At 70.9% G+C, this 13,300-nt stretch carries 11 protein-coding genes; 2 read left to right on the top strand and 9 right to left on the bottom strand.

What is annotated here, in order from left to right:
• Positions 1-32 precede the first annotated feature (32 nt).
• The 9 genes from ACIBTX_RS29795 to ACIBTX_RS29755 all read right to left on the bottom strand — a co-directional run bounded on the left by ACIBTX_RS29795 (position 33) and on the right by ACIBTX_RS29755 (position 9,708).
• Positions 33-1,085 (bottom strand): substrate-binding domain-containing protein, encoded by a 1,053-nt coding sequence (locus ACIBTX_RS29795; protein WP_357175797.1) that lies wholly within the window; start codon positions 1,083-1,085, stop codon positions 33-35.
• Between the two features lie 98 nt (positions 1,086-1,183).
• Positions 1,184-2,311, bottom strand: coding sequence for an ABC transporter permease (locus tag ACIBTX_RS29790; protein WP_357175800.1), 1,128 nt, complete (start codon positions 2,309-2,311; stop codon positions 1,184-1,186).
• Entirely contained in the window at positions 2,308-3,930 is a 1,623-nt protein-coding gene (locus ACIBTX_RS29785; protein WP_357133335.1) for a sugar ABC transporter ATP-binding protein, read from the bottom strand. Before ACIBTX_RS29785 ends, ACIBTX_RS29790 begins: the two co-directional genes overlap by 4 nt.
• Positions 3,927-5,105 (bottom strand): ROK family protein, encoded by a 1,179-nt coding sequence (locus tag ACIBTX_RS29780; RefSeq protein WP_355051303.1) that lies wholly within the window; start codon positions 5,103-5,105, stop codon positions 3,927-3,929. Before ACIBTX_RS29780 ends, ACIBTX_RS29785 begins: the two co-directional genes overlap by 4 nt.
• Before the next feature lie 339 nt (positions 5,106-5,444).
• Positions 5,445-6,656, bottom strand: a complete 1,212-nt coding sequence (locus ACIBTX_RS29775) for a YihY/virulence factor BrkB family protein (RefSeq protein WP_396833299.1) — start codon at positions 6,654-6,656, stop codon at positions 5,445-5,447.
• Between the two features lie 65 nt (positions 6,657-6,721).
• Positions 6,722-7,531, bottom strand: a complete 810-nt coding sequence (locus ACIBTX_RS29770) for an ABC transporter permease (protein WP_396833298.1) — start codon at positions 7,529-7,531, stop codon at positions 6,722-6,724.
• Positions 7,532-7,540: 9 nt separating this feature from the next.
• Positions 7,541-8,341, bottom strand: a complete 801-nt coding sequence (locus tag ACIBTX_RS29765) for an ABC transporter permease (protein WP_357133328.1) — start codon at positions 8,339-8,341, stop codon at positions 7,541-7,543.
• A 201-nt stretch (positions 8,342-8,542) separates the two neighbouring features.
• Entirely contained in the window at positions 8,543-8,647 is a 105-nt protein-coding gene (locus tag ACIBTX_RS29760) for a DUF397 domain-containing protein (RefSeq protein ID WP_357133381.1), read from the bottom strand.
• A gap of 128 nt (positions 8,648-8,775) precedes the next feature.
• Positions 8,776-9,708 carry an ABC transporter ATP-binding protein gene (locus ACIBTX_RS29755; protein WP_357133326.1) on the bottom strand — a complete coding sequence of 311 codons (933 nt, stop codon included), beginning with the start codon at positions 9,706-9,708 and terminating at the stop codon, positions 8,776-8,778.
• Positions 9,709-9,832: 124 nt separating this feature from the next.
• Here ACIBTX_RS29755 and ACIBTX_RS29750 point away from each other — a divergent pair, with 124 nt between their 5' ends.
• Both ACIBTX_RS29750 and ACIBTX_RS29745 read left to right on the top strand, forming a co-directional pair.
• The gene (locus ACIBTX_RS29750; RefSeq protein ID WP_396833297.1) at positions 9,833-12,280 is read left to right on the top strand and encodes a TRAP transporter permease; all 2,448 of its coding nucleotides are present in this window, start codon (positions 9,833-9,835) and stop codon (positions 12,278-12,280) included.
• Entirely contained in the window at positions 12,277-13,296 is a 1,020-nt protein-coding gene (locus ACIBTX_RS29745; protein WP_357133321.1) for a TAXI family TRAP transporter solute-binding subunit, read from the top strand. Before ACIBTX_RS29750 ends, ACIBTX_RS29745 begins: the two co-directional genes overlap by 4 nt.
• Positions 13,297-13,300: the final 4 nt, after the last annotated feature.

Below are 13,300 nucleotides of genomic sequence, written 5' to 3'. Positions count from 1 at the left end.
GTCGTGGACAAGGTGGGTCTCCCCCCGGTATGTCAGAACCCGAGCTTGTCGTAGCTGCTCGCGTTCTCCTTGGTGATCGTCTCGGAGGCGAGGGTCACTTCCTTGGGCACCTGCAGCTCCGTCAGGTCGCCCAGGCCCCGGCCCTGCGCGATGAGCCGCGCGAGCGAGATCGCCGAGGACGCCATCGACGGGTTGTAGGTGACCGTCGCCTTGAGCACCGAGTTGTCGGCCTTGATCGCGTCGATCGCGAGCTTGGAGCCCGCGCCGCCGACCATGAAGAACTCCGACCGGTTGGCCTGCTTGACGGCCGCGAGCACACCGATGCCCTGGTCGTCGTCGTGGTTCCAGATCGCGTCGATCTTCGGCAGCGCCTGGAGGAGCTGGGCCGCCTCGCGCTGGCCGCTGTCCGAGGTGAACTCGGCCGAACGCCGGTTGCTCACCTTGAACCCGTAGGTCGCCAGGGCGGCCTTGAAGCCCTCGCTGCGCTCGACCGTCAGCGGGATCTCCAGGCCGGCGATCTCACCGATGACCGGGTTGGCGACGCCCTTGTCCTTGAGCATCTTGCCGATGAAGTGGCCGGCGGAGACGCCCATGCCGTAGTTGTCACCCTTGATCACCAGCCGCGAGGCCAGCGCGTCGGGGAACGCCCGGTCGAGGTTGACGATCGGGATGCCGGCCTGCATGGCCTGGAGGGCAACGGCGTTGACCTCCTTGCCGTCGTGCGGCAGCACGACGATGATGTCCGGCTTCTGGGCGATCAGGGTGCCGAGCGTGGAGCGCTGGGCCTCCGAGTTCGACCCGCCGTCGACCTCCTTGAACTCCACGTCCGAGTACGCCGCGGCCTGCGCCTTGGCGTTGGCGTGGATCGCGCCCATCCAGCCGTGGTCGGCGGCCGGGGCCGAGAAGCCGATGACGACCTTCTTGCCCGGAGCGTTGTTGCCCTCGGCGTTGCCGGCGGCCTTGGTCTGCGTGCTGGCGGCCGGGGTCTCGTTACTGGTGCAGGCGGTCAGCAGGGTGGCGGCGCCAACCGCGGCACCACCGAAGAGCAACCGGCGGCGCGACAGGTCGCGACTGTTCTGGGTCATGAACGACCTCCTGGGAGCGGGTTTTCATCTGGGTGAGGGTGTGCGAGGTCCGGCCACCGTCGAAGATCTCGACGTCGCCAGGACAACGGTGCGGTGCGTCAGGTTGTGGTGGTGACCCTGTTCCGCGCGAGGAGCCGGGTGACTGACTTGAACTTGAACTGCTGGATCAGGACGGCGGCGACGATAATGCCGCCCTTGACCATGTTCTGCGCCTCGATGGAGAGGCCGTTGATGGCGAAGAGGTTCGTGATCGTGGCGAAGATGATGACGCCGAGCAGCGAGCCGACGATCGTGCCCCGACCACCGCTGAGCAGCGTCCCGCCGATGATCGCGGCGGCGATCGCGTCCAACTCGTACAGGTTGGCCATCGCCGCCTGCGCCGAGGTGGCCTGCGAGGTGAGCATGATGGCCGCGATGCCGCAGCACAGACCGGAGAGCGCGTAGAGCAGCATCGTGTGCCGGCGGACGTTGATGCCGGCCAGTCGGGCCGCCTCCGGGTTACCGCCGACGGCGATGGTCCGCCGGCCGAAGGTCGTCCGGTTGAGCAGGACCCATCCGGCCAGCACGACCGCGCCGAGGATGTAGACCAGGATCGGGACACCGATGATCTTGCGGGCGGCGATGTCGTTGATGAACGTGCTGCTCGACACCTGCGTCTGCTTGTTGGAGATCGAGGCCGCCAGGCCGCGCGCGGCCACCAGCATCGCGAGGGTCGCGATGAAGGGCACCAACCGGCCGTACGAGATGAGGACGCCGTTGACCAGGCCGACGCAGATGCCCACCACGAGGGCGGTGAAGATCATGCCGCCGGCGCCATAGCTCTGGGTGGCCACCGTGGTGCACCAGACCCCGGCCAGCGCGACGATCGCTCCCACCGACAGGTCGATGCCACCGCCGATGATCACGAAGGTCATGCCGACCGTGACCACGCCGACGACCGAGGCGAGTTGGAGGATCGCCAGGACGTTGTTCCAGACCCAGGTCGGGTCGCCGTACAGGTCCGGCTTGGTGATCGCGCCGACCACGACGAGCGCGGCCAGCACGCCGATCAGGCCGAGGTTGCGCTTCGCACCGTCGCCGCCGTCGCCCCGCCACCAGGAGAGCTTGCCGGTGGAGGCCGTCTTTTCGCTGGCCACCGCCGTCTCCGCCGGGTCCACCGGCGGCGACTGGGCCGGAAGCTGCGGGCGCTCCGGTGTCGCGGTGGGTGTGGGAGTCGCGTCGCTCATGCCGGTGCGCCTTCCATCAAGGACCCCGCCATCACGAGGTCAAGCACAGTGTTCTCGTCAAGTTCGCCGGCCGCGGCCTCGCGGACGACCCGGCCTTCGCGCATCACCAGCACCCGGTCGGCCAGGCCCAGCACCTCGGGTACCTCGCTGGAGACCAGCAGCACGCCGACGCCCTGCGCGGCCAGTGAGCGGATGACCTGGTACAGCTCGGCCCGAGCGCCCACGTCCACACCCCGGGTGGGCTCGTCGAGCAGCAGCAGCTTGGTGCCGCCGAGCAACCACCGGCCGACCACGACCTTCTGCTGGTTGCCGCCGGACAGGGTGCGTACCGGCCGGTCGACGTCCCGGGGACGCAGCTCCAGGGTCTCGGCGATCCGGTCCGCCTCGGCGCGTTCCGCCGCCGCGTTGGTGAAGCCGAGCCGCGCGTACCGGCCGAAGGTGGCCAGCGTGACGTTGCGGTAGATCGGCTCGCCCAACAGCAGCGCCTGACTCTTGCGCTCCTCCGGGGCCATGCCCATGCCGGCCCGTACCGCCGCCCCGACGCCGGGGCGCAGCGCCTTGCCGTCCATCCGCACCGTGCCGGCCTCCGCCAGCCGGGCGCCGTAGATCGTCTCCAGCAGCTCGGAGCGGCCGGAGCCGACCAGACCGGCGATGCCGACGATCTCTCCGGCCCGCACGTTCAGCGACACGTCGGCGAACTCGCCGGTGCGGGTCAACCCCTCGACCTGGAGCAGCTCGTTGCCGGCGGTGTCGTCGGTCGGCCGGTCCGGGAAGACGTACTCGATGGTCCGGCCGGTCATCCGGCTGACCAGGTCGCGGGTCGGGGTGTCGCGCGCCGGCAGGTTCGCCGCCGTGGTCCGGCCGTCCTTGAGTACGGTGACCCGGTCGCCGATCTCGCGGATCTCCTCCATGCGGTGGGAGATATAGATGACGGCGATGCCCTGCGCGGTCAGCTCGCGGATGATCCGGAACAGGTTGCCGACCTCGTCGTGGGCCAGCACCGCGCTCGGCTCGTCCATGATGATCAGTCGCGCCTCGTGCGACAGCGCCCGCGCCATGCTGACGATCTGCTTGCCGGCCGCCGGCAGGGAGCGGACCATCCGACCGGGCGGGATCTCGCCGTGCCCGAGCCGGCTGAGGATCTGCCGGGTGTGCCGGGCCATCCGGCCGCGCCGGACGAAGCCGAAACTGCGGTACTCGTGCCCGAGGAACGCGTTCTCCGCGACCGAGAGGTCTTCGACGAGGTCGAGTTCCTGGTAGATGGTGGCGATGCCGGACTTCATGGCGGCCTGCGGGTTGGCGAAGGTGACCGGTTCGCCGCGCCACTCCACCAGCCCGGAATCCGGCTGGTGCACGCCGGCCAGCACCTTGATGAGCGTGGACTTGCCAGCGCCGTTCTGCCCCAGCAGGCAGTGCACCTCTCCGGCGCGTACCTCGAGCTGGACCCCGTCCAGGGCGCGTACGCCGGGGAAGGTCTTGACCACGTCGGTGAGGCGCAGGACCACCTCGCCCGCGACGGTGTCGGGCGGAGCTTCGACCAGCGGCGCGGCGGCGTCGGCGTCGGCCGACCCGGTGGTGGCGGTCTCGTCGGACAGGGCCACGGTCTCCTCCTCGCTCATGATGCTTCCCCGAAGGCGACGTCGCTGGCGAGCACGGCCGCGCCGGCGACACCGGCCCGGCCACCCAACTCGGACAGCACGACGGGCAGGTTGCCGGTAGCCAGGGGCAGTGACCGGCGGTAGACCACACTGCGGATCTCGGCGAGCAGGATGTGCCCGAGCTGGGCCAACCCGCCGCCGATCACGATCATCGACGGGTTGGTGAAGCTGACCAGGCCGGCGAGCACGCCGCCGACCCGGCGTCCGCCGTCGCGGATCAACTGGATGCAGGTCACGTCGCCCTCGACGGCGCCCTCGGCGACGTCCAGCGCGGTCACCGTGCCCCGCGTGCTCAACCGCTCGGCCAGGGCCGGCGACGCTCCGCTGCGGGCCGCGACGAACGCGTCCTTGGCCAGCGCCGCGCCGCTGAACAGGGCCTCCAGGCAGCCCGCGTTGCCGCAGGAGCACATCGGACCGTGCGCGTCGACCTGGATGTGGCCGATGTCCCCGGCGCAGCCGTCGGTGCCCCGGTAGACCTCGCCGGAGAGGTAGATGCCGCAGCCGACACCGGTGCCGATCTTCACGAAGAGGAAGTCGTCCACCGAGTGGGCGACTCCGCCGTGACGTTCCCCGATGGCCATGATGTTGACGTCGTTGTCGACCACCGCCGGGCAGGCGTGCTCCCGGCTGAGCAGCTCGCGGACGGGGAACCGGTCCCAGCCCGGCATGATCGGCGGCGACACCGGCACGCCGTCGCGGAAGCTGACCGGCCCGGGTACGCCGATGCCCACCGCGTCCAGCCGCTCGTACGCCCCGTCGACCCGGGCCTTGTGCAGCAGCTCGTTGACCCGTTGCAGGGTGACCTTCGGGCCGCTGCGGATGTCGGCCGGCTCGGCGTAGTGGGCCACCGGTTCGAGGCGACCGTTGACCACCTCGACGTCCATCGAGCTGGCGCCCAGGTCGACGGCGGCGAAGCGCAGCTTCGGGTTCAGCTCGACGAGCGTCGAGCGACGCCCGCCCCGGGAGGCGGCGAAACCGGCCTCGGCGACGTACCCGAGCGCGACCAGCCGGTCCAGCTCGGCCAGCAGTCGCGGGCGCGGCATCTGGAGCCGGTCGCCCAGCTCGGCCCGGGACACGGCCCCCTCGTCGCGGAGTAACCGCAACAGCCGGACGTGCAGGGGGTCGACGGTCCGCACGCGCGGTTCACCTCTTCATCGGACTCGTTCACATCGACGCAATGTCGATGTGTTGTGTCCGACACAGTAGGAGCGCTCCGCGCCGCGTGTCCAGAGCTTCAGCCGTTCCGTTCCCAACTTTTGTCCGAAGGAACAAAAGCTAAAAGTGGATCAAGAAAAGGATAACGGCGTGCCCGCAGGCGCTCGCGTGCAGTTTCATCGACCGACACGAACCCGCCCCGCCAGCGGGTCTGTGCTGGCGGGGCGGGTTCGTGTCGGTGCGCGCTCGATCCACTCCAGGTCGGCGATGTGGTGCCATCCGGTGCGGGGGATGCCGCCAGGTCGGCGATGTGGTGCCGATCAGGCGGTGCGGTCCTTCTTGCGGAGCTTGCGGTCGTCGCGCAGCTCGACGTACGGCTCTTCGTCGACGGGATGCCCGGCCGAGATCGCCCGACCGCGCTCCAACTCCGCGTCGAACTCGGCGCCCAGCAGGATCGCGATGTTGCTCAGCCACAGCCAGACCAGGAAGATGATCACGCCGGCCAACGCCCCGTACGTCTTGTTGTACGAGCCGAAGTTGCCCACGTAGAAGGCGAACAGGCCCGAGATCACCAGCCAGATCACCACGGCCAGCACGCCACCTGGGCTGATCCAGCGGAACCCGCCGTGGCGGGCGTTCGGCGAGGCCCAGTAGAGGATGGCGAACATCAGGCTGACCAGGAGCAGCAGCACCGGCCACTTGGCCACGTTCCACACCGCGACCGCCTCGGAGCCCACGCCGATGGCGTCGCCGACCACCTCCGCGAGGCGGCCCGTGAAGACCACGATCACCGCGCTGACCAGCAGGAGTACGCCGATCACCGCCGTCACGCCGACCCGGATCGGCAGGGTCTTCCAGATCGGCCGGCCCTCCGGCACGTCGTAGATGGTGTTCGAGGCGCGCATGAACGCGGCGATGTAGCCCGACGCCGACCAGAAGGCCGCCAGCAGACCGATGATCGCCGCGACGCTGGCCAGCCCGCCGTTGCCCTGCGCCTGCTTGATGGCCTCCTCGATGATCTTCTGGATGCTGTCGTTCGGCACCGCCTGGTTGACCGTGTCCTTGACACCCTCGGTGGCGCTGGCGCCCAGCAGGCCGAGGATCGAGATCAGCACCAGCAGCCCGGGGAAGATCGACAGCACGCCGTAGTAGGTCAGCGCCGCCGCCCAGTCGGTCAGGCTGTCGTCCTGAAATTCGCGGACCGTACGACGCAGCGCCGCCTTCCAGCCGCTGCCGGGCAGGTCGGTGGGGCTGTCCGGGCCCGCGTCCGGCCCGACCGCCCCGACCGGCGCGCTGGCCCGGTCCCGCTCGGTGCGGGCGCGCGTGCGGGGGTCATGCTCGCTCCGGCCGTGCTTGCGATCGCGCGCCGTGCGGCCGCCCGGGGTGCTGTCGTGGGCGGGGCTGTCGTGGGCGGGGCTGTCGTGGGCGGGGCTGTCGTGGGCGGGGCTGTCGTGGACGGGGCTGTCGTGGGCGGTGTCGTCACGGGCGCTGTGCTGGCGCTCACGCTGGGCGGAAGACTCGTCCGAGGCCATCGCCCCTCCTCGTCGTCGGCGGTGTCACCTGCGGACATGCCCCGTCGACGGCCTTGGATAACCCCCTACTTGTAGAGCATCCTGCCCATCCGGCGCGAGGCCACCAGCAGACCGACCGCCATCATTCCCAGCAGGTAGAGCACGTCGAGCAGCCAGAGCCAGCCACCGGTGCCCACCGTGAGCCCGCGGAGCAGGTGCACCGCCCGGTACAGCGGAGTGACCTCGACCAGCCAGCGCAGCAGGGTCGGGTAGGCCTGCGCCGGCACGAACGTGCCCGAGAAGAAGAACAGGGTGAACTGGACCGACCCCACCAGGTCGAAATCCTGCCAACTGCGCATGACGGTGGCGACCGCCATGCCGAGCCCACCGAACGCGAATCCGACCAGCACCGCCGCCGGCAGCGCGGTGACGGCCCGGGTCACGGTGGTCAGGTCGAGCGCGACCATGACCCCGAGGAACGCCGCCGAGTACGCACTGCCGCGCAGCATCGCCCAGCCCAGCTCACCGAGGGCGATCTCGAACGGGCGGATCGGGGTGGCGATCATCCCGTCGTACAGCTTCATGTACTTCATCTTGCCGAAGAGATTGAATGTGGTCTCCGAGATCGCCCCGGTCATCGCGGAGGAGGCCAGCATCGCCGGGGCCACGAACTCGGGGTACGACACCAGCCGTCCGTCGGGCAACGGCAGGTCCCCGACCAGCGTCCCCACCCCCAGGCCGATGGAGAGCAGGTAGAGCAGCGGCTCCACGAAGCCGGAGAGCAACAGCAGCCAGTAGACCGCCTTCAGGGCCGTGACGTTGCGCCCGATCACCGACGCCGACCGGCGGGACGCGCCGGAGACGTCGACCAGCCGGGGCAGGACCAGCGTGACCACGGGTTCCCCCTAGACGACGAGCTTGCGGCGGAAGGCGCGCAGCGCGAGCAGCCACCCGGCGACCGCCCAGGCGGCCAGGTAGAGCAGGTGCCCGACGATCGACCACTGTGGAGCGACACCGAGCGTGGCGGCCCGGCACAGATCGACGGCGTGCCACAGCGGCGTGGCGTACGCCAGCCAGCGCAGCGCCTCGGGCAGCGACTCGACCGGGAAGAACACCCCGGCGAACAGGCTCATCGGGATGACCGCGAACCGAAACAGCATGGCCAACCAGTTGTCGCTGGACACCGCCGCGGCGTACGCGAAGGTGGGCGCGGCCACGGCCAGACCGAGCAACGCCACCACCGGCAGGGTAACCACCGCCCACGGCGACCGCAGCGCCCCGAACAACCCGGTGACCAGCAGGAACACCGCGATCGTGGTGACCACCCGGAACAGCACGAAGGCCAGGTGCCCGGCCAGGATGTCGCCCACGCGCAGCGGCGACGCGCTCTGCGCCTGGTAGCTCTTGACCCACTGGAAGTTGCTGAACACCGGCCACGTCGAGTCACCCACGGTCACCTGGAGCGCGGTCGAGGCGATCAGCCCGGGAACCAGCCACTCCAGGTAGGGCACCCCGCCGACACCCTGGTCGATGTAGCCCCCGACGCCCACGCCGAACCCGAGCACGGTCAGCAGCGGCAGCAGGAACGACGAGAACACCCCGGCCCGCCAGGTGCGCCGCAGCCCGACCAGGTAGTAGCCGAACACCGCGGACGCCGGCGCCCACGGCGGTCCCGGTCTCGCCCGCGTCCGTTCCGCCACGCTCACCGCGCCACCTCCACCCGCGTCGACCACGACCTTGTCTACCCAAGGGGTACGACATACCGCGAGCCGCTTACGCCGTGCCCGTCGCCGCGATTGCGTGATCGACTCGACTTCCTGGAAGTCGCGGTGTCGGCGGCCACGGAAAGCCCCGACATCCGGGAAATCGAGGGGATCACCCCCAGCGGGGGCCGCTCGCGTGATGGATCATGCTCGACGGGCAGCGGCGGACGCGATGAAGGCGCGCCACCTGTCGGGCTCGAAGACGAGCACCGGGCCGTCCGGGTCCTTCGAGTCACGCACCTGGGCCAGAGCCCGATGGTCGTTGGCTGCTCAGCAGCACGACACGCCGGCAGGTTTGTTGCTGAGCAGCCACCGATCGCCCCCGGGCCCACCCCGCACCGCCACCGATCGGCCGGCGGCGGCAACCGGCACCAGGGTCAGTCGACGAGGGTGCGGCCGGTCAGGTGCAGGAAGACGTCCTCCAGGCTGCTGCGGCGCACCAGCACATTCGCCGGCTGCAAACCCGACGCGGTCACCTCGGCGACCGCCGCGTCGCCGTCGGGCACATAGAGCAGAACGCGGTCGGGCAGCACCTCGACCCGCTCCCCCACCCCGGCCAGCTTGTCGGCGAACGGCGCCTGCGACTCGGCCGCGAAGCGCAGCTCGACCACCTCGCGGGTGGAGTATCGCTCGATCAGCGCCCGGGGCGAACCCTCGGCGACGATCCGACCGCCGTCCATCACCACCAGCCGGTCGCAGAGCTGCTCGGCCTCGTCCATGTAGTGAGTGGTGAGCACCAGCGTGACGCCCTGCTGCTTCAGCCGGAACAGGCGCTCCCACACCAGGTGCCGCGCCTGCGGGTCGAGCCCGGTGGTCGGCTCGTCGAGCAGCACGATGTCCGGGTCGTTGACCAGAGCACGGGCGATGGTCAGGCGTCGTTTCATCCCGCCGGAGAGCGGATCGACCTTGCTGTCGGCCCGCTCGGTGAGCTGGACGAAGTCGAGCAACTCGGCGGCCCGCGCCCGTGCCGCCCGGCGCGAGATGCCGAAGTAGCGGGCGTAGACGGTCAGGTTCTCCCGGACGGTCAGCTCCGGATCGAGATTGTCGAGCTGCGGGCACACCCCGAGGCGGGCGCGGATCGCCGGCCCGTCGGCCACCGGATCCAGGCCGAGGATGCGCAGCTCACCGGCGCTCGGCGGCGAGGTGCAACCGACCATGCGCATGGTGGAGGACTTGCCCGCGCCGTTCGGTCCCAGAAAGCCGAACGCCTCACCCGACTGCACCTCGACGTCGATGCCGTCCACGGCGGTGAAGTCACCGAACCGCTTCACCAGCCCACGAGCCTGAATCAGTGGTCGCCCGGTAGTCACCGCCCGACCCTAACCGCCGGGTCCGACATCCCTGCAGGCAAATACCCGCGCGCCCTGACCCGCCGGAAGCGAAACGCCGATCAATGCCCCACGCCGTCGGCCGATCGACAGGTATCGTCCCCCTGTGTCGCCCGCCAGCTCGCCCGATGGTCCGCCGTCACCCGCCCGACCAGCCAACTCGCCCGCCGACGGGCCCGACACGAGCCCCGCCGACCGGCCCGACACGCGCCCCGCCGACCGGCCCGACACGCGCCCTGCCGACGAGCCCGTCACGACTGCGGCCGACAGGCCGCCTCGACCGCGCCCAGCGGCCGAGGCCGCGGAACCAGCCGACACGGCAGAGCCGACCGCCGAGACCCCAGAACCGACCGACACCGCCAAACCGACCGAGACCTCAGCACCGACCGGGCCGGGCGGCGCCGCCGAGCGGGCCACAAGGGACATGGCGGCCCAGTTCGAGGACGAGAGGCCCGGCCGGGTGTTGGCCGGTCCGGCGGCCCTCCTGCTCGGCACGGTCGCGCTGGCGGTCGGCACGCTCGCTCTCTGGCAGGTGTTCCGCCCGCTCGCACAGGGCAGCAAGTACTACCTGATCATCTTCTTGGCCGGTGTGCTCCCGCTGGTCTTCCTCGCCTACCCGGCCGACCTGCCGCGCTGGACCCGCCCGCGCCGGCGGCGACAAGCCACCGCCAGCACCCGGCCCGCAGACAGCACGGCACGGCCCGACCACACCGACAGCACCCGGCCCACCGACGGCACGGCACGCGCCGACCACACCGCCAGCACCCGGCCCACCCTCGTCGACTGGCTGCTGGCCACGCTGACCGTGGCGGCCTGCCTCTATCCCGTCCTGCCGATCAGGATCGGTACGGGTGGCGGCGGCTACAACGCGTTCCTTGACCGGCAGGGCCTGCTCGCGCCGACGGACCTGGTGCTCGGCACCGTGCTGCTGCTCCTGCTGCTGGAGGCGTGCCGGCGTACGACCGGTTGGATCCTGCCGGCGGTCGGCCTGCTGTTCCTCGGGTACGGCTACTACGGCGGGTTGCTGCCGCAGTCGTGGCCGGTCGCGCACGCCGGGCTCGACTTCCGTCAACTCATCGACGCGTTCTACAACTCCGACAGCGGTTTCTACGGCACCCCGTTGGACGTGGCCGCCTCGTACATCGTGTTGTTCACCATCTACGGCGCGGTGCTGGAGCTGTCCGGGGCCGGGCGGTTCTTCGTCGACCTGTCGACCGCCGCGTTCCGCCGCTCCCGGACCGCCGCCGGTCGGACGGCGGTGGCCTCGGGCTTCCTGCTCGGCACCGTCTCCGGCTCGGGTGCGGCGACGACGGTGAGCATCGGCGCGGTCACCTGGCCGCTGCTGCGTCGCGCCGGCTATCCACCGGAGCGGGCCGGCGGCATGCTGGCGGCGGCCGGGGTGGGCGCGATCCTGTCCCCGCCCACCCTCGGGGCGGCGGCGTTCATCATCGCCGAGTACCTGGGCGTTTCGTACCTTCAGGTGCTGGGTTGGGCGACGGTGCCGACGGTGCTCTACTACCTGGGCATCCTGCTCTCCGTGGAGATCGACGCCCGCCGCTCCGGCGTACGTCCGGTCGCGCTCCATGTCGGCTCACCGTGGCGGCTGCTGGGCCGCTTCGGCTACCACTTCGCCTCGCTGATCGCGATCATCGTGTTCCTCGCGGTCGGCGTCTCCGCGACGAGGGCCGTGGTGTTCGCCATCGTCCTCACCGCCGTGCTGTCGTGGCTGGACCGCGCCCACCGGCTCACCCCGGCCCGGCTGGTGACCGCCCTGGTCACCGGCGTACGCGGGGTGCTCGCCGTCACCGCCGTGTGTGCCGCCGCCGGCATCATCACGGCGACCACCACGAAGACCGGGCTCGGGCCGCAGACGGCGGCGCTGCTGATCGGCGGGGCGAAGGCGGTCACCGCCGACCCGACGCTGGTCCTGGTGCTCACGGCGCTGCTCGCGGCCGTCGCGCTCAGCCTGCTGGGCCTGGCCGTGCCGGTCACCGCCTCGTTCGTGATCGGGTGGGTGATCGTCGGCCCGGCCCTGCTCGACCTGGGCGTGACCGCGCCCGCCGCGGCGATGTTCGTCTTCTACTTCGCCGTGCTGTCCGAGGTGTCCCCGCCGACCGCGCTCGCCGCCGTGGCCGCGGCCGCTGTCACCGGGGGCCGGCTGGTGCCGACCATGTGGCAGACCCTGCGGTACGCGCTGCCGGCGTACCTCACCCCGATCGCTTTCGTCATCACCCCGACCGGGCTGGGCCTGCTCGGCATCGGCGGCGTACCGCGGATCGCCGTCGCGGCCGTGGTGACGGCGCTCAGCGTGTCCGTGCTGGCTGTCGCCGCCGGTGGCTGGCTGCCCGGGGTGGGTCCCGCCGGCGTACCGGAACGGGTGCTCGGCGCCGTCGCCGGAGTCACCCTGCTCTGGCTCGAACCCGTGCCGGTCGCGGTGGGCGTGGCGCTGGCCGCCATCGCGGCAGCGGGAGTGCTCGTCCGACGCGGATCCACGAGCCGACCGCGCACACCAACAGCGGGCCGACCGCGAACACCAACAGAGGAGAGACTGTGAGACGAACCGACGTACGGCTCGCGGCGGGCGTGGGCGCGCTCGCCCTCGTCCTGGCGGGCGTCACCGGCTGCGGAGGCCAGCAGGGCGGCGCGGCCACGGACGACACGGCCAGTGCGGTCACCTGCGAGGTGACCCGGGAGACCCGCGTGGGCATCGCCACCGGCAACTCGACGGGCGTCTACTACTCGGTCGGCAACGCCCTGGCCGGGCAGTTGTCCGGGGCGACCGGCGGCAAGCTCACCGGCACCGCCGCCGAGACCGGCGCGTCGGTGCAGAACGTGGAGCAGTTGGTCGGCGGCCAGTACGACGTGGCGTTCTCGCTGTTCGACACGGCGGTCAACGCGGTCGAGGGCAAGGGCAGCTTCACCGCCCCACAGCCGGTGCGGGCCTTGGCCCGTCTCTACGACAACTACACGCAGGTGGTGGTCCGCAAGGACGCCGGGATCACCTCGGTCGCCGGCATGCGCGGTAAGCGGATCTCCACGGGCTCCCCGAAGTCCGGCACGGAGGTGATCGCGAACCGGCTGCTGGAGGCCGCCGGACTCGACCCGGCCAAGGACGTCCGGGCGCAGCGACTCGACCTCGCCAAGACGGTCGACGGCGTCAAGGACGGCAGCATCGACGGCTTCTTCTGGTCCGGTGGCCTGCCCACCAGTGGCCTGACGGACCTGTTCACCACCGCCGGTGACACGGTGACGTTCGTCGACATCTCGACGCTGCTGCCGAAGCTGACCGCGCTTGGCCCCGGCTATCAGGCCGGCACGATCGGTCGGGACGTGTACCGGACGGCGAGCGACACCCCGACCATCGTCGTGCCGAACGTGCTGCTGGTTCGCGAGGACCTGGACGCCAACGTCGCCTGCGTGATCACCCGGACGGTGTTCGACAAGCGCGACGCCCTGGCCCAGGCCAACCCGGCGGCCAAGGGGATCACGCTGGAGAAGGCCCGCCGGACCCTGCCGGTGCCGCTGCACCGGGGCGCCGAGAAGGCGCTGAACGACCTGGGAGCGAGGTGACCGT

This window comes from Micromonospora sp. NPDC049359, from assembly GCF_044466585.1.
Classification (GTDB): Bacteria; Actinomycetota; Actinomycetes; order Mycobacteriales; family Micromonosporaceae; genus Micromonospora.
This window is presented reverse-complemented; position numbering and strand designations above follow the sequence as displayed.

Excerpts from the sequence above, each read along its gene's own strand:
- ACIBTX_RS29795 (WP_357175797.1), bottom strand. The coding sequence starts at position 1,085 with ATGACCCAGAACAGTCGCGACCTGTCGCGCCGCCGGTTGCTCTTCGGT.
- ACIBTX_RS29790 (WP_357175800.1), bottom strand. The coding sequence starts at position 2,311 with ATGAGCGACGCGACTCCCACACCCACCGCGACACCGGAGCGCCCGCAG.
- ACIBTX_RS29785 (WP_357133335.1), bottom strand. The coding sequence starts at position 3,930 with ATGAGCGAGGAGGAGACCGTGGCCCTGTCCGACGAGACCGCCACCACC.
- ACIBTX_RS29775 (WP_396833299.1), bottom strand. The coding sequence starts at position 6,656 with ATGGCCTCGGACGAGTCTTCCGCCCAGCGTGAGCGCCAGCACAGCGCC.